Raw genomic sequence first — 16,334 nt, forward strand, 5'->3', positions numbered from 1 at the left:
GGGCGGCACGGTGTCGGGCATCGGCACGCTATTGAGCGGCTCGTACATCGGCATGGACATCGGCACGCAGACGAAGGAGCGGCGCGCGTTCGTCGGCCTGGAGGCGCCGCCGGTCTTCGCGAGCGGCGTGCCGGGACGCGAGTTCGTGCTCAAGGCGGAGAACCTGGGCTCGCTCGACGTCGGCTCGCCTGTGTACTACCGGCGTTTGCAGGTGGGCCAGGTGACCTCGTTCGAGCTCGGTTCCGACGGCTCGGGCGTGACCCTGCAAGTGTTCGTCAACGCGCCCTACGACAAATACGTGAAGGGCGACACGCGCTTCTGGCAGGCAAGCGGCATCGACGTCTCGCTCGATACGGGCGGCGTGAAGCTCAACACGGAATCGCTGGTGTCGATCCTGATCGGCGGCCTCGCGTTCCAGGGCGCACCCGATTCGATCGACGTCGCCGAGGCCGCGCCGCGCTCCGTGTTCGCGCTCTACGACACGCGCGCCGAAGCGATGAAGCGCCACGACCGCATCGTCGACGACTACGTGTTCAACTTCAAGGAATCGGTGCGCGGGCTGACGGTGGGCGCGCCGGTCGATTTCCGCGGCATCGTCGTGGGCGAGGTGGCGGCGATCAACACGCGCTACGACCCGGTCAAGCGCGAGTTCAGCATCCCGGTCGAAGTGCATTTTTATCCGGAGCGCTTCACGTCGCGCTACGAAGGGGGCGCGAAGAGCGGCAGACTGGGCGACGATCGTCGCGCGCTCGCCCAGATGCTGGTCGACAACGGCCTGCGCGCGCAGTTGCGAACCGGGAGCCTGCTGACGGGCCAGCTCTACGTTGCCGTCGACTTCTTCCCGAATGCGCCGAAGGCGTCCATGAACTGGGACAGGCATCCGCCCGAAATGCCAACCGTGCCGAGCGGATTGCAATCCCTGCAGGATTCGGTGACGGCGCTGATCGCGCGGTTGAACAAGATACCGTTCGAAGGCATTGGGAAAGACCTGCGCCGCACGCTGAACACGGCGGACAAACTCTTGAAAACACTGGATACGAGCGTCGCGCCCGAGGCGCGGGACACGTTGCGCGCCGCGCGCACGGCCCTCGATGCCGCCGACCGCACGCTCCAGCCCGACTCCGCGATCGCGCAGAGCACGGCCGAAACCTTGCGCGAACTGTCGCGCACGGCGGCGTCGTTCCGCGCGCTCGCCGAGTATCTCGAACGCCATCCCGAGGCGCTCATTCGTGGCAAGCCGGCGGAGGAGAAACCGTGAAGCGCTTCCTGAACGTCGTGGCGGTGTTGATCGCGCTGATGCTGATCGGCGGCTGTTCGACTTCGCCACGCGCGTCTTTCTATACACTGAGCGCGGCGCCGCCGCCAGCCGGAGGTATCCAGGCGGCGGTGCAGCAGCCGCCGCTGCGCGTCACGCTCGACGCGATCACGGTGCCGGAGCTCGTCGAGCGGCCGCAGTTCGTGCTGAGAACCGGCGCGACGCAAGTGACCATCGACGAGTTCGCTCGTTGGGCCGATCCGCTGCGCAGCCAGATTTCGCGCGTGCTCGCGGCGAACCTCTCGCAGTTGCTGCCGGGCGCGCTGGTGTCGGGGTATGCGCAGGCGCCGGATTACGCGGAGGAGTATCGCGTGCGGGTCGACGTGCAGAGCTTCGAATCCGCGCCGGGCGAGATGGCGACGATCGCAGTGCTGTGGTCGGTGCGGCCGCCAAAGGGCGCGACGGTCAGCGGCAGGACCATTGCGCATGAAGCCGTCAGCGCGGCCGGGTACGACGCGCTCGTCGATGCGCACAGCCGGGCGCTCGCCAAGCTGAGCGGGGATATTGCGGATGCGATTCGGACGACGTCGAGGCAGTAAGGCGATCGCGTGATCCGTCTCAACGATTGAACCACCGGTATTGGAGCGCCGCGGAAAACGTCTGGAAGTTTCCGCCGGCGCTCGCCGTCAGCCCGCGCGACCAACCGAACTTCGCCGACCACTGCGCGGCGAGCGGCACGGACAGCGTCAGGCCGTAGCGCACCGTGCGCTGCAGGTCCTCGTTCTCGACACCGTCCACGCTCGTGCGACCGCCCGTGTAGTACGTGACGTCCGCAGCGATCCAGAGGCCCGGGTGCCAGCTATAGCCGCCGTGCAACTGGAAGACCGGCAGCGGGGACTGGCTGCGTCGGTGGCCGTTGAAGAAATCGGAGTTGTCGGCGAAAACCCACACGCCCGCCGAGCCTTCGATGAACCATTTGCCGATCGGCTGCGACAGCCCGATTTCCGGCTTGAACGCCCAACGATTCGCGCCGACGTTGACGAGACGGGTGGGCCAGTATTGTCCGGTCGGCGCGACGACGCTCAGACTTGCGCCGAGCGTGGTCGTCGGCGTGCGGCGGGCGAACTCTTCCGGCGTGAGCGCCGCACTCCCCAGCAGAATCACGGCGAGTCTGAAGCGGAAGTCCGCCATGCCGGACCGGTAGGCGTGGCCGGGCGTGCCCTCTACGTTGCCCGTGAGATCAGCGTTGGCGTAGGGGAGCAACGCGGCGATGCTCGCCGTATGCCCGGCCACGCCGAAGCTGTGCGAGTAGCCGACGGAATAGGCGTTGATTTTCGCCTGCAGGTCGGTGACGGGCAAGGAGGGGTCGAGCAGGACTTGGCCGCTGGACCGCGCATAGTTCAAGACGGCAAAATTCGTTCCGACTGGAACATCCGAGTAGGCGCGGGGCTCCATTTCCTGCGCAGCCGCCGATGCCGCCCATTGCAAGGCCAGGCTCACACTCGCCCGCCCGAGGCGGCGCAGCGCGCGTGTCGCCATGCGGACGTTCGTGCGATCCGCGTCTGTCGATGCTCCCGCTATCGTCATGTGCCCAGCCTCTTCGTCTGATCGGTGGCCACGGAGCGCGTAGTGCCCCACGCATACCGTCGCGGACGCGCGGCAAAGAGGCAATAGGACCAAGGTCCAATGCGTGGTGCTTCGAATGGGGCTAAGCTGGAATTCGATCTTGGGCAGCGCGATCGCTTGTATTGGCGAGCCGCAGGGATCTGTTGTCTCGACATCGCGCGGCGCGAATCGCCATCAAGTCTATTCCATGCAGTGTCAGGCAACCGGATTTGGGGGCAGTCTCCGGACTACACGATCGCGTCATCGCTCATCGGCTGCGCGCTGATACGGCGCCCGGCGACGGAGGACGGACGATCGACCATCACAGGAGGTGACGATGAAAGTGCTCGCGATATTGACATGCCTGATGCTGTGCTCAAATGCGTTCGCGGAGTGCACGACGAACGCACGCGGCGTGAGCCGATGCAATAACGGAGAAGCGGCTGGCGGCTACAACGCGAACCGGGGCACCGCGTGGAAATCGGAGAAGAATCAGGCCGGCGTGGCGACCACACAGACGAGCAAGGGCGGCGAAGCGAAGACGAAGAACGGAAAGGGCGTGTACAAGAGCCCGAGCGGGAAGACGTGTGTCAAGACCGCGAACAACCAGGGGTGCAACTGAGGTCGCGTGGCGGGTGACGCCTGAAACCGCTCGCGCCGTCAGCCGTTCAAATCGACCGCCACCAGCCTCCACGACACAAGCCCGCTGCGCCGGAAAATCGCGGAATACCGCGCGTCACCGGCGCCGTGCTGGTAGGTCACGACGAACGTATTGAAGCTCCGATACCCCGCCGTGGTTTGCGGCGGCTTCGGCGCTTCCGGAGCAGGAACTGGACCGGAGGCTACGCTGCTGTCACTCGCCGCAGAAGGCACAGGCGGCCGCTCACCCGGATCGCCGCGCGGCGGAATGCCGTTGAGAATCGCCGCGACACCATCCGGCGTCGCGTATGAATCGACGAGCGGGCCAACCAGCGCCGCACCGATCATCGCGCCGATCACGGCAAGCGGATTGCCGCTCTTCTGAATATCGATACGGCGCGTCAGCAGTTCCGTCACCTGTTGCTTCAGACTGTCGCGCAGCGCGGGGAAATCGACGTATTCGTTGACGGTCTGCGCGTCGCGGGCGTCGGCGGCGCGTTTGACGCGATCGAGCGCGATATACGGCGATGCGTACACGAACCCGAGCGCCGCGACGACTACGATCACGACGAGCGCGACAAAGACCGATCTGGTGGTGCGAGTCATTCGATGAAATACCTTGGCGTTTCGTGGAGTCAGTTAATGGACCGCACGAACGCGAGATTTATCCCGATAACCCGCACAACCCGCGAAAACTCACGCAAAAAGCCCGCCCGCGATCCCCGCGCGCTCTTCATCGATACACCGGTCGATCATGCGCGAGACTTCGTCGATATTGCCGACCATGATCACGCGTGACTGCCCGCGATACACGCGCACCGGCGCGCGGCGCTGGGCATCCGGATGCACCGACGCATTGAGTGACACCCGCGCGAACGCAGGCTGGCTCGAGGGCAGCGCGGGCATCTCGTCGAATAGTCCAGGCGCCGTGTCGGGCTCCGGCGCCTTGCAGGAAATCAGCGAGCGCAGATACCGCAGACGGCCGAACTGGCGAAAAGGCAGCAAACGGGCAAAACGTTCCATGATGTTTCTCCAGGCGACAGGACGCACCGCGGCTTGCCGAGGCGTCGGCAGCCGTCAGACATTGATGGATGGAAGAGTGACCTAAGCAGATGCCCAATGGGCACTACATGCTTAATGCCAACGGCTCGAAAGTCAGAACTCGCCCGAGCGAATCAGCCCGACCGCGATGCCTTCGAGCGCGAACTCCGCGCTGCCGGATTTCACGAAGATGTTTTCGTAATCCGGGTTCTCCGCAATCAGCTCGACGCCGTCCTTCCGGCGCTTCCAGCGCTTGACGGTGACGTCGTCCCCCAGACGCGCGACGACGATCTGACCGTCCTTCGCCTCGCTCTTCTTCTGTACGGCGAGCAGGTCGCCGTCGAAGATACCGGCGTCGCGCATCGACAGGCCGCGCACTTTCAGGAGATAGTCCGGCCGGCTCGAAAAGAGCGCCGGATCGAACGAATAGGTCTGCGCGATGTGTTCCTGCGCGAGGATCGGGCTACCCGCCGCCACGCGCCCGACGAGCGGCAGCGACAACTGCATGATGCTCGCGTGCGGCAGCGTCAATTGATGCGGCCCGTCTTCACCACGGTCCCCACGGTCAGTCCCGAGCAGCCGGATGCCGCGCGAAGCGCCCGCCGCCAGTTCGATCACGCCCTTGCGGGCCAGCGCGCGCAAATGCTCCTCGGCGGAATTTGCCGATGAAAAACCGAGCTCTGCGGCGATCTCGGCGCGCGTGGGCGGGAACCCCGTGCGGTCGATCGCCCGCTGGATCAGTTCGAACACCTGCTGCTGCCGTGCGGTTAGTTTGCTCATCTTGTTCACTGGCTCGGGCCTCTGGTGCACTGTATGGATGGACAGGTGACTGTATTTTTATACAGTATTCCCAGCTTTTCAAGCTTTACTTTAAGTACGCCGCCCGGGAGGCCATTTCAAACGCGATCACGCCGCTTTCGATGCCGCAACGCCGCGCCGGACGGCCGTTAGCACTTTTGCATCTAAAAAAATGAAGAACGATTATTTTTAATAATGAGACGGGGTCGATAGACTGCGATCGTCAACTCAATAAAAGGGAGTGCGGGGAATGGATAGTCGGAAATCGGGATTACGCGCGCGCACGCGCGGGCTGTTTGCGGCACTCTTGCTGGGTGCGGTCGCGGGTTTGGGCGCGGTTCAGGCGGCGCACGCGGAAACCGCGTTCCTCAACGTCTCCTACGATCCGACCCGCGAGCTGTATCAGGACTTCAACCAGGCTTTCGCCAAAAAGTGGAAGGCTGACACGGGCGAATCGGTGACGTTCAAGCAGTCGCATGGCGGCTCGGGCGGGCAGGCGCGCGCGGTGCTTGACGGATTGCAGGCCGATGTCGTGACTCTCGCGCTCGCCTACGACATCGATGCGCTCGCCGCGAAGGGCCTTGTCGACCAGAGCTGGCAGAAGCGTTTGCCGGACAACGCATCGCCGTACACGTCGACGATCGTGTTCCTCGTGCGAAAGGGCAATCCAAAGCAGATCAAGGACTGGCCGGATCTGACGAAGCCGGGCGTTTCGATCGTGACGCCGAATCCGAAGACCTCGGGCGGCGCGCGCTGGAACTATCTCGCGGCGTGGGCCTACGCGCAGCATCGGCCCGGCGGCAACGAGCAGACCGCGAAGGATTTCGTGACGAAGCTCTACAAGAACGCAGGCGTGCTCGACTCCGGCGCGCGCGGCGCGACGACGAGTTTCGTGCAGCGCGGCCAGGGCGACGTGCTGATCGCCTGGGAAAACGAGGCGTTCCTGTCGGTGAAGGAGTTCGGTACGGACAAGTTCGAGATCGTGGTGCCGTCGGTGAGCATTCTGGCCGAGCCGCCGGTATCGGTCGTCGACAAGGTTGCGGATCGTCATGGCACGCGCAAGCTCGCCGATGCGTACCTGAAGTACTTGTATAGCGAAGAAGGGCAGGAGATCGCGGCGCGCAACTTCTATCGTCCGCGTTCGACGAAGGTCCCGGCCGAGCTGACGAAGCAGTTTCCGAAGCTGAAGCTCTACACGATCGACGATACGTTCGGCGGCTGGACCAAGGCGCAAAAGACGCATTTCGCCGACGGCGGCGTCTTCGATTCGATCTATCAGCCGCAGTAAGGCAGGTAGCGCATGACAAGGGGCATCGCGAGAGCGATGCCCCTTCAAGCACATGAAGCGGCGCAATTGACGACCGCCTATGGACAAGCAGTGATTTGCGCCAGGACCCAGGCGCGCCGGAACAGGACGAATCAAGGATGACGACTTTCACTTTCCGCAAGCCGAGCGCGCTGCCGGGCTTCGGGCTGACCCTCGGCATCACGGTGGCTTATCTGAGCCTCGTGGTGCTGATTCCGCTCGCGGCCACCTTCGCGAAGACGGCCACGCTCGACTGGGCGCAGTTCGTGCGCGCAGTCACCTCGCCGCGCGTGCTGGCTTCCTACCGGCTGACGTTCACCGCAGCGCTCGGCGGCGCGCTGATCAACGCCGTGTTCGGCTTCCTGCTCGCGTGGGTGCTCGTGCGCTACACGTTCCCGTTCAAGCGCGTAGTCGACGCCATCGTCGACCTGCCGTTCGCGCTGCCGACGTCCGTCGCGGGCATTTCGCTCGCCGCTGTCTATGCCGAGAACGGCTGGATCGGGCAGTTTCTCGCGCCGCTCGGCATCAAGGTGGCATTTACGCCACTCGGCGTACTCGTCGCGCTGACGTTCATCGGCTTGCCGTTCGTCGTGCGGACCGTGCAGCCGGTGCTCGAAGACTTCGAGCGCGAGCAGGAAGAGGCCGCCGCGTGCCTCGGTGCGACGCGCTGGCTCACGTTCCGGCGCGTCGTGCTGCCGTCGCTCTTTCCCGCGCTGCTGACGGGCTTCGCGCTCGCGTTCGCGCGAGCGCTCGGCGAATACGGCTCGGTGATCTTCATCGCGGGCAACGTGCCGATGAAGTCGGAAATCACGTCGCTCCTCATCATCACGAAGCTCGAACAGTACGACTACGCGGGCGCCACTGCGATCGCGGTCGTGATGCTGTGCGTGTCGTTCCTGATGCTGCTCCTCATCAACACGCTCCAGTGGTTCCTGCAGCGCCGCACGAGCAAGACGGGCGCGGTGCCGGCGGTCGTGGGATCGCTGCACATCGAAGGGGGTCGCGCATGAGCACGCCGAGTCCGAAAGCCGTTTCGATCGATGCGTCCGCGCGCCTCGCGGAGCACAAGCTCGATCCCGTCACCGAGTCGCGCGCCGTGCGCTACGTGCTGATCACGATTTCGCTCGTGTTCCTCGCGCTGTTCCTGGTCGTGCCGCTCGCCGCCGTGTTCGTACAGGCGTTCGCCAAGGGCATCGACTACTATTTCGATTCGCTGAAGGACCCGGATGCGTGGTCCGCGATCAAGCTCACGCTGCTCACGGCCGCGATCGCCGTGCCGCTTAACGTGGTGTTCGGGCTCGCGGCGTCGTGGGCGATCGCGAAGTTCGAGTTCAAGGGCAAGGCGCTGCTCACCACGCTCATCGACCTGCCGTTCTCCGTCTCGCCGGTGATCTCCGGCCTGATCTACGTGCTGATGTTCGGCGCGCAGGGCTGGTTCGGCCCGTGGCTGATCTCGCACGACGTGCAGATCATCTTCGCCGTACCGGGTATCGTCCTCGCGACGATCTTCGTGACGTTCCCGTTCGTCGCGCGCGAGCTGATCCCGCTGATGCAGGCACAAGGCAACGACGAGGAAGAGGCCGCGCACGTGCTCGGCGCATCGGGCTGGCAGATCTTCCGCCGCGTGACGCTGCCGAACGTGAAGTGGGGCCTGCTCTACGGCGTGATTCTGTGTAACGCGCGGGCGATGGGTGAGTTCGGCGCGGTATCGGTGGTCTCGGGCCACATCCGCGGACAAACCGACACCATGCCGCTGCACGTCGAGATTCTCTACAACGAGTACAACTTCTCGGCCGCGTTCGCGGTGGCGTCGCTGCTCGCGCTGCTGGCGCTCGTCACGCTCGGGCTCAAGCTCATCGCGGAGCGCCGCATGTCGCAATCGATCAAGGAAGCACAGGCATTGCCGTACGAGGCGCCTGTCACGTCCATCCAGAACTGAAGGCGGGAACATCATGAGCATCATCGTTCGCAATCTGCAAAAACGCTTCGGCGATTTCGCCGCGCTCGACAACGTCACGCTCGATTTTCCGGCGGGCGAACTCGTCGCGCTGCTCGGGCCGTCGGGCTGCGGCAAGACCACGCTCCTGCGCGTGATCGCGGGCCTCGAATACGCCGATGCGGGACAGGTCGTGCTGCACGGCGAGGACGTTGCCGAAGTCGGCGCGCGTGAGCGTCAAGTGGGATTCGTGTTCCAGCATTACGCGCTCTTTCGCCACATGACGGTGTTCGAGAACGTCGCGTTCGGTTTGCGCGTGAAGCCGCGCCGCGAGCGGCCTTCGGAGGCCGTGATTCGCGAGAAGGTGCATGAACTGCTCAAGCTCGTGCAACTCGACTGGCTCGCACAGCGCTTTCCGTCGGAGCTTTCGGGCGGACAACGGCAACGGATCGCGCTTGCTCGCGCGCTGGCGGTCGAACCGAAGGTGCTGCTGCTCGACGAGCCGTTCGGCGCGCTCGATGCAAAGGTCCGCAAGGAATTGCGCAGTTGGCTGCGGCGCCTGCACGACGAGCTACACATCTCGACGATCTTCGTTACGCACGACCAGGAAGAAGCGCTCGAAGTGGCGGACCGGATCGTCGTGTTGAATCGCGGGCATGTGGAGCAGGTCGGCAGCCCGCAGGACGTCTACGATCATCCGCAGACTTCATTCGTCTATGAGTTCCTCGGCGCGGCGAACCGACTGAAGGGCAGTGTCGATGCGAACGGTTTCGTGGCGCAAGGCGCGGCCAAGCCGATCGCCGCCGATGCGAACTTCGCCGGCCCCGCGCTCGCGTACGTGCGGCCGCACGACCTCACGCTTTATCCGACGGAGTCGGGTCATCGCGATGGCATCGTCGTCGATGTCAGGCGCGTCGTGACGCTGGGCGGCTCGGTGCGCATCGAGCTGGAAGGCAGCGAGGGCAACGTGCTCGAAGCCGAACTCGATCGCGAGACGTGGCGCGAACTGAACCTGAATATCGGTGACGGGGTGACCGCCGTTCCACGCGTGCTGCGCGTGTTCCCCGCGCAATGACATCAATAGAAGAGAGGCTCACATGAACTTCCAGCAACTGCGTTTCGTGCGCGAGGCCGTGCGTCAGAACATGAACCTGACCGAGGTCGCCAATGTGCTTTACACGTCGCAGTCGGGCGTGTCGAAGCAGATCAAGGATCTCGAGGACGAACTCGGCGTCGATATCTTCATCCGGCGCGGCAAGCGGCTGACCGGGCTCACCGAGCCAGGCAAGGAAGTGCATCAGTTGATCGAGCGGATGCTGCTGGATGCGGAAAATTTGCGGCGGGTTGCGCGTCAGTTCGCGGATCAGGACAACGGGCATCTCGTCGTCGCGACGACGCACACGCAGGCGCGTTACGCGCTGCCGAAGGTGATCCGGCAGTTCACGGAAGTGTTTCCGAAGGTGCACCTTGCGTTGCGGCAGGGCAGCCCGCAGCAGATCGCGCAGATGATCATCAATGGCGAGGCCGATATCGGCATCTCGACAGAAGCGCTCGACCGGTATCCGGATATCGTCACGTTCCCGTGCTATTCGTGGCATCACGTGGTCGTCGTGCCCAAGGATCATCCGCTGGTCGGGCACGAGAACATCACGCTCGAAGAGGTTGCCGAGTATCCGATCGTCACGTATGACAATGACTTCACCGGACGGTCGCATGTGGATCAGGCGTTTGCGAAGGTCGGCGCGCTGCCCGATGTCGTGCTGACAGCCATCGACGCCGATGTGATAAAGACGTATGTCGAGCTTGGGATGGGGATCGGCATCGTCGCGGCGATGGCGTATGACGCCAAGCGCGATACGGAGCTCGTGGCGCTCGATACGCAGCATCTGTTCGAGGCAAATACGACTCGCGTTGGCCTTCGGAAAGGGGCGTTCCTGCGGGCATATGCGTATCGGTTGATCGAAATGTTTGCGCCGCAACTCGATGAGGCGGAGATCGCCAGTCAGTTGAGGGAAGCCGCTTAGGGTTTGTCGGTGGCGCTGGGACACGGTGGAACCCCAAGCGCCAACGTACAATTGCGTGGATGGAACCCATCAAAACCTCAAACCCGCGAATCGCCGTCCTGGCGACGGGCGGAACCATCGCAGGTCAGGCCGGCGATGCATCCAGGACCGCTGGCTACAAGGCTGGCGTTGTCGGTGTCGACAAGTTGCTCGAAGCCGTCCCGGCGCTATCGCAAGTGGCGCAGATCCACGCCGAGCAGATAGCGAGCATCGACAGCAAGGACATGAGCATCGCGCTCTGGATCGCGCTGAGCCAGCGCATCAACGCGCTGCTCGCGCAGGACGATGTCGACGGCATCGTCGTCACGCACGGCACCGATACACTCGAAGAAACCGCCTATCTGCTGCACCTCACGGTGAAAAGCGACAAGCCCGTCGTGCTGACAGCAGCGATGCGCCCATCGACCGCACTCTCCGCCGACGGCCCGTTGAATCTCCTGAACGCAGTGACCGTTGCGGCGCAAAAAAGCGCATGGAAGCAGGGCGTACTGGTCGCGTTCAACAACCAGATCCACAGCGCGCGTGACGTCACCAAAACCAGTACCTACGCCGTCGATGCTTTCCGTTCGCCCGAAGTGGGCGCACTCGGCTGGGTGCAGGATGGCCGCGTCGAATTCCAGCGCGCGGCCGTGCGTCCCCACACGACGCGAACCCCGTTCGATGCGCAAGGCGCACTGCCTGCGGTCGAAATCGTCACTAGCTACGCGGGTGCATCGCGTGCTGCGATCGATGCGTTCGTCGCTGCTGGCGTGAAAGGCATCGTGATCGCGGGCACGGGCAACGGCTCCGTCCACGCGACGCTTCAGCAAGCCCTTGCCGATGCGAGGAAACAGGGCGTAGCGGTCGTGCGCTCATCGCGCGTCGGTTCGGGCCACGTGATGCGCAACGGCGCGGCATCGGACGATGCGCTCGGCTCGGTCAGCGCCGGCACGCTGAACCCGTACAAGGCGCGCGTGCTGCTGATGCTGGCGCTCGCCGCCAACATAACGAATCCCGCAGCAATCCAGCAGACGTTCGATACCTACTGAAATAAAAAACGCGAACCGAAGTTCGCGTTTTTCATTGGTCGTAGCAGGAAGTTCAGGCAGCAGCCGGAATGCGCAACACTTGTCCCGGATAGATCTTGTCCGGGCTCTTGAGCATCGGCTTGTTCGCCTCGAAGATGAGGTCGTTCTTCGCGCCGTTGCCGTAGTACTTCTCGGCGATCTTCCACAGATTGTCGCCCGACACGACCGTATGAAACTGCGATTCCGGCGCCGGATTCGACACGCTCAACTGGTCGTTCACCTTGTCGACGTGCTGCACGTTGCCCGCCGCGACGAGGATCTTCTCCTTCGTCGCCTGATCGGCCGCCTGGCCCGACACCGTCACGGTATGCGAAGCGCCGTCATACGCGACCGCGAGATTGTCCGCGTCCAGGCCCTGCGAGCGGATATACGTGGCGATGGCATCGCCTGCCTTTCTGTTGAGTGCCGCGACATCGACGGGCGCGGGCGCCGCCTGAGCCTGGGCAGGGGCCGATACCGCTCCGAACAGCTTCTCGCCTGCGTCCTTGATAAAACTGAGAATACCCATTGTTTAAGCTCCTTAAGTAACGACAGTATCGAAACGAACCGCGGTTGAACCGCTCGCGCAGTCTAGGCAAATTAGTCGCGCGGTCCACCAGATAGTTCTGAGAATCGTTAGCAGGAGTTGTAACAATGAAAGAAGAAGAAAAAGGGCTGGCGCGACCGCGACGATCGATGACATGCCTGTGACATGCACATCGAACGCAACGATCGAGCCAACCCTTTCACTGAATTCGATTAAATCCGACGCGGACACCCGACGAAAACCGTCTGACCGACCAAGGCTTCCCCGGCGCCGCCGGGTGCCGCTCTCGGACCCCACTTGCCGCCCTCAGCCCAGAGCGGCAGTTGTCCCGCGTGCCCATACGCGGGACGCCCCACGGTTAGGCCGCCTTCGCCGCTTCCACCGGCTCTTCGGCAACCTTGAAGTTCGACATGATTTCGAGCGCGCGCACGAGGCCCGAGTGGTCCCATGCCTTGCCGCCGTTCGCGACGCACACGCTAAAGAGTTGCTGCGCGCTCGCGGTGTGCGGCAGGGCTAGACCCATCTTGCGTGCACCATCGAGGGCGAGATTCAGGTCCTTCTGGTGCAGTTCGATCCGGAAGCCCGGGTTGAACGTGCGCTTCGTCATGCGCTCGCCGTGCACTTCCAGAATCCGCGACGAGGCGAAACCGCCCATCAGCGCTTTGCGCACGCGCTCCGGATCGGCGCCCGAACGCGATGCGAAAAGCAGCGCTTCGGCAACCGCTTCGATGTTCAGCGCGACGATGATCTGGTTCGCGACCTTGCACGTCTGGCCCGCGCCGTTATCGCCGATGAGGGAAATGTTCTTGCCCATCAGATCGAACAGCGGCTTCGCGATATCGAACGAACGCTCCGGGCCGCCGACCATGATCGTGAGCGTCGCTTCGCGTGCGCCCACTTCGCCGCCCGAGACCGGTGCGTCAAGGTAATCACAACCGAGTGCGTTGATCTTCTTCGCGAATTCCTGCGTGTCGAGCGGGGAGATGGAGCTCATGTCGATCACGAGCTTGCCCTTCGTCAGCCCCTTTGCGACGCCGTCATCGGCGAAGAGGACGTTCGCGACGTCGGGCGTATCCGGCACCATCGTGATAACGATGTCGCTTGTCAGCGCGACGGCGGTGGAATCGGGCACGACGCTCGTTTGCGAGCGGATGTCGTCCGGCACCGGGAACTTGCCGTTCACGACCAGCTTGTGCCCGCCCTTCAGGAGGTTGCGCGCCATGTGCGCGCCCATGATGCCGAGTCCGATGAATCCGATTGTTGCCATATGCGTGAGTCTCCTTTGTGGACCAGAGCGATGCTCACTCCGGTTCCATGCAAATTAGTTGTGAAGCTTTAAGCCGCAGCGCGCGCGTTCTGTCCCGCGATTTCCTGAAGCCAACCCAACCCTTCGACCGTAGTTGCACGCGGCTTGTACTCGCAGCCGATCCACCCTTCGTAGCCGATCGAATCGAGCAGGGCGAACAGATACGCGTAGTTGATCTCTCCCGTGCCCGGTTCGTTACGGCCGGGGTTGTCGGCGAGCTGGACGTGCGCGATCGACGGCAGGTTCTTCTTGATCGTCGCGGCCAGTTCGCCTTCCATGCGCTGCATGTGATAGATGTCGTACTGCAGGAACAGATTGTCTGAGCCCACCGCGCGGATCACGTCGAGCCCCTCGGTCGAGCGGTTCAGCGCGAAGCCGGGAATGTCGTACGAATTGCACGGCTCGACCAGTAACTTGATGCCTTCCTTCTTCAACGCGGCCGCGGCGAAACCGAGGTTTTCGATGATCGTCGCGCGCGCCTGCTGGACGCTCACGCCGGCCGTCGGAATGCCGACCAGGCAGTTCAGTTGCGGCACCTTCAGCGCCTTCGCGTACTCGATCGCGCGGCCGACGCCTTCGCGAAACTCGCCCACGCGATCCGGCAGGCACGCGATACCGCGTTCGCCGGCTTCCCAATTGCCCGCGGGCAAGTTGTGCAGCACGAGCTTCAGGTTGTTGTCGGCGAGACGGCTTTGCAGGTCGCTGATCGAGTACGGATACGGGAACAGGAACTCGACCGCTTCGAATCCCGCGTCCGCCGCCGCCGCGAAGCGGTCGAGGAACGGGACTTCGTTGAAGAGCATGGTCAGGTTCGCAGCAAATTTCGGCATTTTTCTTCCTGATGGTCGGTCAGTGGATATTCAGCTTCAGTCTTCAGTCGAGCGGCGTGATCGCGGTCGGCGCGTCTTCCTTCTTTTCAGCGAGCTCTTCGAACTCGTTGATCGCGTCGATCTCGGTGCCCATCGAGATGTTCGTCACACGCTCGAGAATCATCTCGACGACAACCGGCACCTGATGCTCGTTCATCAGCGCATGAGCCTGCTTGAGCGCCGGAGCGATGTCCTCGGGCTTGAACACGCGGATCGCCTTGCAGCCGAGGCCTTCGGCGACCGCAACGTGATCGACGCCATAGCCGTCGAGTTCAGGTGCGTTGATGTTGTCGAACGCGAGCTGCACGCAGTAGTCCATCTCGAAGCCGCGCTGCGCCTGACGGATCAGCCCGAGGTACGAGTTGTTCACCACGACGTGGATGTACGGCAGCTTGAACTGCGCGCCCACGGCCAGTTCTTCGATCATGAACTGGAAGTCGTAGTCGCCGGAGAGCGCGACGATCGGACGCTGCGGATCAGCCGCACGCACGCCGAGCGCTGCCGGAATCGTCCAGCCGAGCGGGCCGGCCTGGCCGCAGTTGATCCAGTTGCGCGCCTTGAACACGTGCAGGAACTGGGCGCCGGCGATCTGCGAGAGACCGATCGTCGTGACGAAGCACGTGTCGCGGCCGAACGCCTGATTCATCTCTTCATAGACGCGCTGCGGCTTCATCGGCACGTTCTCGAAGTGCGTCTTGCGCAGCATCGTGCTCTTGCGTTCCTGGCAGTCGCGCACCCATGCGCTGCGGTCCTTCAGCTTGCCCGCCGCCTTCCATTCCTTCGCCACTTCGACGAACACTTCGAGCGCGAACTTCGCATCCGACACGATGCCGAGATCCGGGCCGAACACGCGGCCGATCTGCGTCGGTTCGATATCGACGTGCACGAACTTGCGGCCCTTCGTGTACACCTCGACGCTGCCCGTGTGACGGTTCGCCCAGCGGTTGCCGATGCCGAGCACGAAGTCGGAGGCGAGCATCGTCGCATTGCCGTAGCGGTGCGAGGTCTGCAAGCCGCACATGCCGGCCATCAGCGGATGGTCGTCGGGGATCGCGCCCCACGACATCAGGGTCGGGATCACGGGCACGCCGAGCGTTTCCGCGAATTCCACGAGGAGGTCCTCGGCCACCGCGTTCAGCACGCCGCCGCCCGAAACGATCAGCGGCTTGTCCGCGTCGTTCAACATCGTCAATGCTTTTTCGACTTGCGCACGCGTTGCTTTCGGCTTGTAGATCGGCAGCGGTTCATAGGTGTCGATGTCGAATTCGATCTCGGCCATCTGCACGTCGATCGGCAAGTCGACCAGCACCGGACCCGGACGGCCCGAGCGCATCAGGTGGAACGCCTGCTGGAACACGCGCGGCACGAGCGCCGGCTCGCGCACGGTCACGGCCCACTTGGTGACGGGCTTCGCGATCGACTCGATATCGACGGCCTGGAAGTCTTCCTTGTAGAGACGCGCGCGGGGCGCCTGGCCGGTGATCGCGAGGATCGGGATCGAATCGGCCTGGGCCGAGTAAAGGCCCGTGATCATGTCGGTGCCCGCCGGGCCCGACGTGCCGATGCACACGCCGATGTTGCCAGGGGCTGCACGCGTATAGCCTTCGGCCATGTGCGACGCGCCTTCGACGTGCCGTGCCAGCACATGGCTGATGCTGCCGGCCTTGCGCAACGCCGAGTAGAAGGGGTTGATCGCGGCGCCCGGCACACCGAACGCGGTGTCGATGCCTTCTTTTTCCAGCACGAGGACGGCTGCGTCGACTGCTCTCATCTTGGCCACGAGTGTCTCCTTCCTTTATCTCATCCGATTGTTTCTGACTGCATGAAAGCAGGGTTGAGATGGACTTTAAGCGCACACCAAAGTCTTGATAAGATCAGCTCAGGTCGTTTTTTTACTAACAAAAAGTATTGAATCGCGCGATA

Annotated in this window: 17 protein-coding genes; 9 read left to right on the forward strand and 8 right to left on the reverse strand. The window is 63.4% G+C overall.

Annotated features, from left to right (window positions below; genetic code table 11):
• A partial coding sequence (locus tag AWB67_RS17235; protein ID WP_125477612.1) for a PqiB family protein occupies positions 1 to 1,258 on the forward strand: 1,258 nt, incomplete at its 5' end.
• Positions 1,255 to 1,854, forward strand: coding sequence for a PqiC family protein (locus AWB67_RS17240; RefSeq protein WP_235025203.1), 600 nt, complete (start codon positions 1,255 to 1,257; stop codon positions 1,852 to 1,854). The genes AWB67_RS17235 and AWB67_RS17240, both read left to right, overlap by 4 nt.
• Positions 1,855 to 1,873: 19 nt before the next feature.
• Here AWB67_RS17240 and AWB67_RS17245 read toward each other — a convergent pair whose 3' ends face one another.
• On the reverse strand, positions 1,874 to 2,794 hold the full coding sequence (locus tag AWB67_RS17245; protein WP_200822249.1) for a transporter: 921 nt from the start codon (positions 2,792 to 2,794) through the stop codon (positions 1,874 to 1,876).
• Positions 2,795 to 3,197: 403 nt separating this feature from the next.
• Here AWB67_RS17245 and AWB67_RS17250 point away from each other — a divergent pair, with 403 nt between their 5' ends.
• Positions 3,198 to 3,482 carry a hypothetical protein gene (locus tag AWB67_RS17250; RefSeq protein ID WP_087657475.1) on the forward strand — a complete coding sequence of 95 codons (285 nt, stop codon included), beginning with the start codon at positions 3,198 to 3,200 and terminating at the stop codon, positions 3,480 to 3,482.
• A 38-nt stretch (positions 3,483 to 3,520) separates the two neighbouring features.
• Here AWB67_RS17250 and AWB67_RS17255 read toward each other — a convergent pair whose 3' ends face one another.
• The 3 genes from AWB67_RS17255 to lexA form a co-directional block, all read right to left on the reverse strand.
• Positions 3,521 to 4,105 (reverse strand): DUF2939 domain-containing protein, encoded by a 585-nt coding sequence (locus AWB67_RS17255; protein WP_087657476.1) that lies wholly within the window; start codon positions 4,103 to 4,105, stop codon positions 3,521 to 3,523.
• Positions 4,106 to 4,195: 90 nt separating this feature from the next.
• Complete coding sequence (locus AWB67_RS17260; RefSeq protein ID WP_087657477.1) at positions 4,196 to 4,522, reverse strand: hypothetical protein; 327 nt, start codon at positions 4,520 to 4,522, stop codon at positions 4,196 to 4,198.
• Between the two features lie 132 nt (positions 4,523 to 4,654).
• Positions 4,655 to 5,320: a transcriptional repressor LexA gene (gene lexA, locus AWB67_RS17265; protein WP_087657567.1), complete on the reverse strand. Its 666-nt coding sequence runs from the start codon at positions 5,318 to 5,320 to the stop codon at positions 4,655 to 4,657.
• Between the two features lie 268 nt (positions 5,321 to 5,588).
• Between lexA and AWB67_RS17270 the strand changes: the two genes are divergently transcribed.
• The 6 genes from AWB67_RS17270 (at position 5,589) to AWB67_RS17295 (ending at position 11,671) form a co-directional block, all read left to right on the forward strand.
• Positions 5,589 to 6,626 carry a sulfate ABC transporter substrate-binding protein gene (locus tag AWB67_RS17270; RefSeq protein ID WP_087657478.1) on the forward strand — a complete coding sequence of 346 codons (1,038 nt, stop codon included), beginning with the start codon at positions 5,589 to 5,591 and terminating at the stop codon, positions 6,624 to 6,626.
• A gap of 137 nt (positions 6,627 to 6,763) precedes the next feature.
• A complete protein-coding gene (gene cysT / locus AWB67_RS17275) occupies positions 6,764 to 7,654 on the forward strand; it encodes a sulfate ABC transporter permease subunit CysT (RefSeq protein ID WP_087657479.1) in 891 nt (296 codons plus the stop codon).
• Positions 7,651 to 8,583, forward strand: coding sequence for a sulfate ABC transporter permease subunit CysW (gene cysW / locus AWB67_RS17280; protein ID WP_087657480.1), 933 nt, complete (start codon positions 7,651 to 7,653; stop codon positions 8,581 to 8,583). The genes cysT and cysW overlap by 4 nt, the downstream gene beginning before the upstream one ends.
• A 13-nt stretch (positions 8,584 to 8,596) precedes the next feature.
• Entirely contained in the window at positions 8,597 to 9,655 is a 1,059-nt protein-coding gene (locus AWB67_RS17285) for a sulfate/molybdate ABC transporter ATP-binding protein (RefSeq protein ID WP_087657481.1), read from the forward strand.
• 22 nt (positions 9,656 to 9,677) lie between these two features.
• Positions 9,678 to 10,604: a CysB family HTH-type transcriptional regulator gene (locus tag AWB67_RS17290; protein ID WP_087657482.1), complete on the forward strand. Its 927-nt coding sequence runs from the start codon at positions 9,678 to 9,680 to the stop codon at positions 10,602 to 10,604.
• 59 nt (positions 10,605 to 10,663) lie between these two features.
• On the forward strand, positions 10,664 to 11,671 hold the full coding sequence (locus AWB67_RS17295) for an asparaginase (RefSeq protein WP_087657483.1): 1,008 nt from the start codon (positions 10,664 to 10,666) through the stop codon (positions 11,669 to 11,671).
• A gap of 52 nt (positions 11,672 to 11,723) precedes the next feature.
• Here AWB67_RS17295 and lysM read toward each other — a convergent pair whose 3' ends face one another.
• The 4 genes from lysM to gcl form a co-directional block, all read right to left on the reverse strand.
• The gene (gene lysM / locus AWB67_RS17300; RefSeq protein ID WP_087657484.1) at positions 11,724 to 12,218 is read right to left on the reverse strand and encodes a peptidoglycan-binding protein LysM; all 495 of its coding nucleotides are present in this window, start codon (positions 12,216 to 12,218) and stop codon (positions 11,724 to 11,726) included.
• A gap of 376 nt (positions 12,219 to 12,594) precedes the next feature.
• A complete protein-coding gene (locus AWB67_RS17305) occupies positions 12,595 to 13,503 on the reverse strand; it encodes a 2-hydroxy-3-oxopropionate reductase (RefSeq protein ID WP_087657485.1) in 909 nt (302 codons plus the stop codon).
• A gap of 68 nt (positions 13,504 to 13,571) precedes the next feature.
• Positions 13,572 to 14,372, reverse strand: a complete 801-nt coding sequence (gene hyi, locus AWB67_RS17310) for a hydroxypyruvate isomerase (protein ID WP_087657486.1) — start codon at positions 14,370 to 14,372, stop codon at positions 13,572 to 13,574.
• Positions 14,373 to 14,415: 43 nt separating this feature from the next.
• A complete protein-coding gene (gene gcl / locus AWB67_RS17315) occupies positions 14,416 to 16,191 on the reverse strand; it encodes a glyoxylate carboligase (RefSeq protein WP_087657487.1) in 1,776 nt (591 codons plus the stop codon).
• Positions 16,192 to 16,334 lie beyond the last annotated feature (143 nt).

This window comes from Caballeronia terrestris, assembly GCF_001544515.1.
Classification (GTDB): Bacteria; Pseudomonadota; Gammaproteobacteria; order Burkholderiales; family Burkholderiaceae; genus Caballeronia; species Caballeronia terrestris.

Bases quoted from the DNA above. Each gene is read 5' to 3' on its own strand.
- AWB67_RS17245 (WP_200822249.1), bottom strand. From the start codon at position 2,794: ATGGCGACACGCGCGCTGCGCCGCCTCGGGCGGGCGAGTGTGAGCCTG.
- AWB67_RS17250 (WP_087657475.1), top strand. From the start codon at position 3,198: ATGAAAGTGCTCGCGATATTGACATGCCTGATGCTGTGCTCAAATGCG.
- AWB67_RS17255 (WP_087657476.1), bottom strand. From the start codon at position 4,105: ATGACTCGCACCACCAGATCGGTCTTTGTCGCGCTCGTCGTGATCGTA.
- AWB67_RS17260 (WP_087657477.1), bottom strand. From the start codon at position 4,522: ATGGAACGTTTTGCCCGTTTGCTGCCTTTTCGCCAGTTCGGCCGTCTG.
- lexA (WP_087657567.1), bottom strand. From the start codon at position 5,320: ATGAGCAAACTAACCGCACGGCAGCAGCAGGTGTTCGAACTGATCCAG.
- AWB67_RS17270 (WP_087657478.1), top strand. From the start codon at position 5,589: ATGGATAGTCGGAAATCGGGATTACGCGCGCGCACGCGCGGGCTGTTT.
- cysT (WP_087657479.1), top strand. From the start codon at position 6,764: ATGACGACTTTCACTTTCCGCAAGCCGAGCGCGCTGCCGGGCTTCGGG.
- cysW (WP_087657480.1), top strand. From the start codon at position 7,651: ATGAGCACGCCGAGTCCGAAAGCCGTTTCGATCGATGCGTCCGCGCGC.
- AWB67_RS17285 (WP_087657481.1), top strand. From the start codon at position 8,597: ATGAGCATCATCGTTCGCAATCTGCAAAAACGCTTCGGCGATTTCGCC.
- AWB67_RS17290 (WP_087657482.1), top strand. From the start codon at position 9,678: ATGAACTTCCAGCAACTGCGTTTCGTGCGCGAGGCCGTGCGTCAGAAC.
- AWB67_RS17295 (WP_087657483.1), top strand. From the start codon at position 10,664: ATGGAACCCATCAAAACCTCAAACCCGCGAATCGCCGTCCTGGCGACG.
- lysM (WP_087657484.1), bottom strand. From the start codon at position 12,218: ATGGGTATTCTCAGTTTTATCAAGGACGCAGGCGAGAAGCTGTTCGGA.
- AWB67_RS17305 (WP_087657485.1), bottom strand. From the start codon at position 13,503: ATGGCAACAATCGGATTCATCGGACTCGGCATCATGGGCGCGCACATG.
- hyi (WP_087657486.1), bottom strand. From the start codon at position 14,372: ATGCCGAAATTTGCTGCGAACCTGACCATGCTCTTCAACGAAGTCCCG.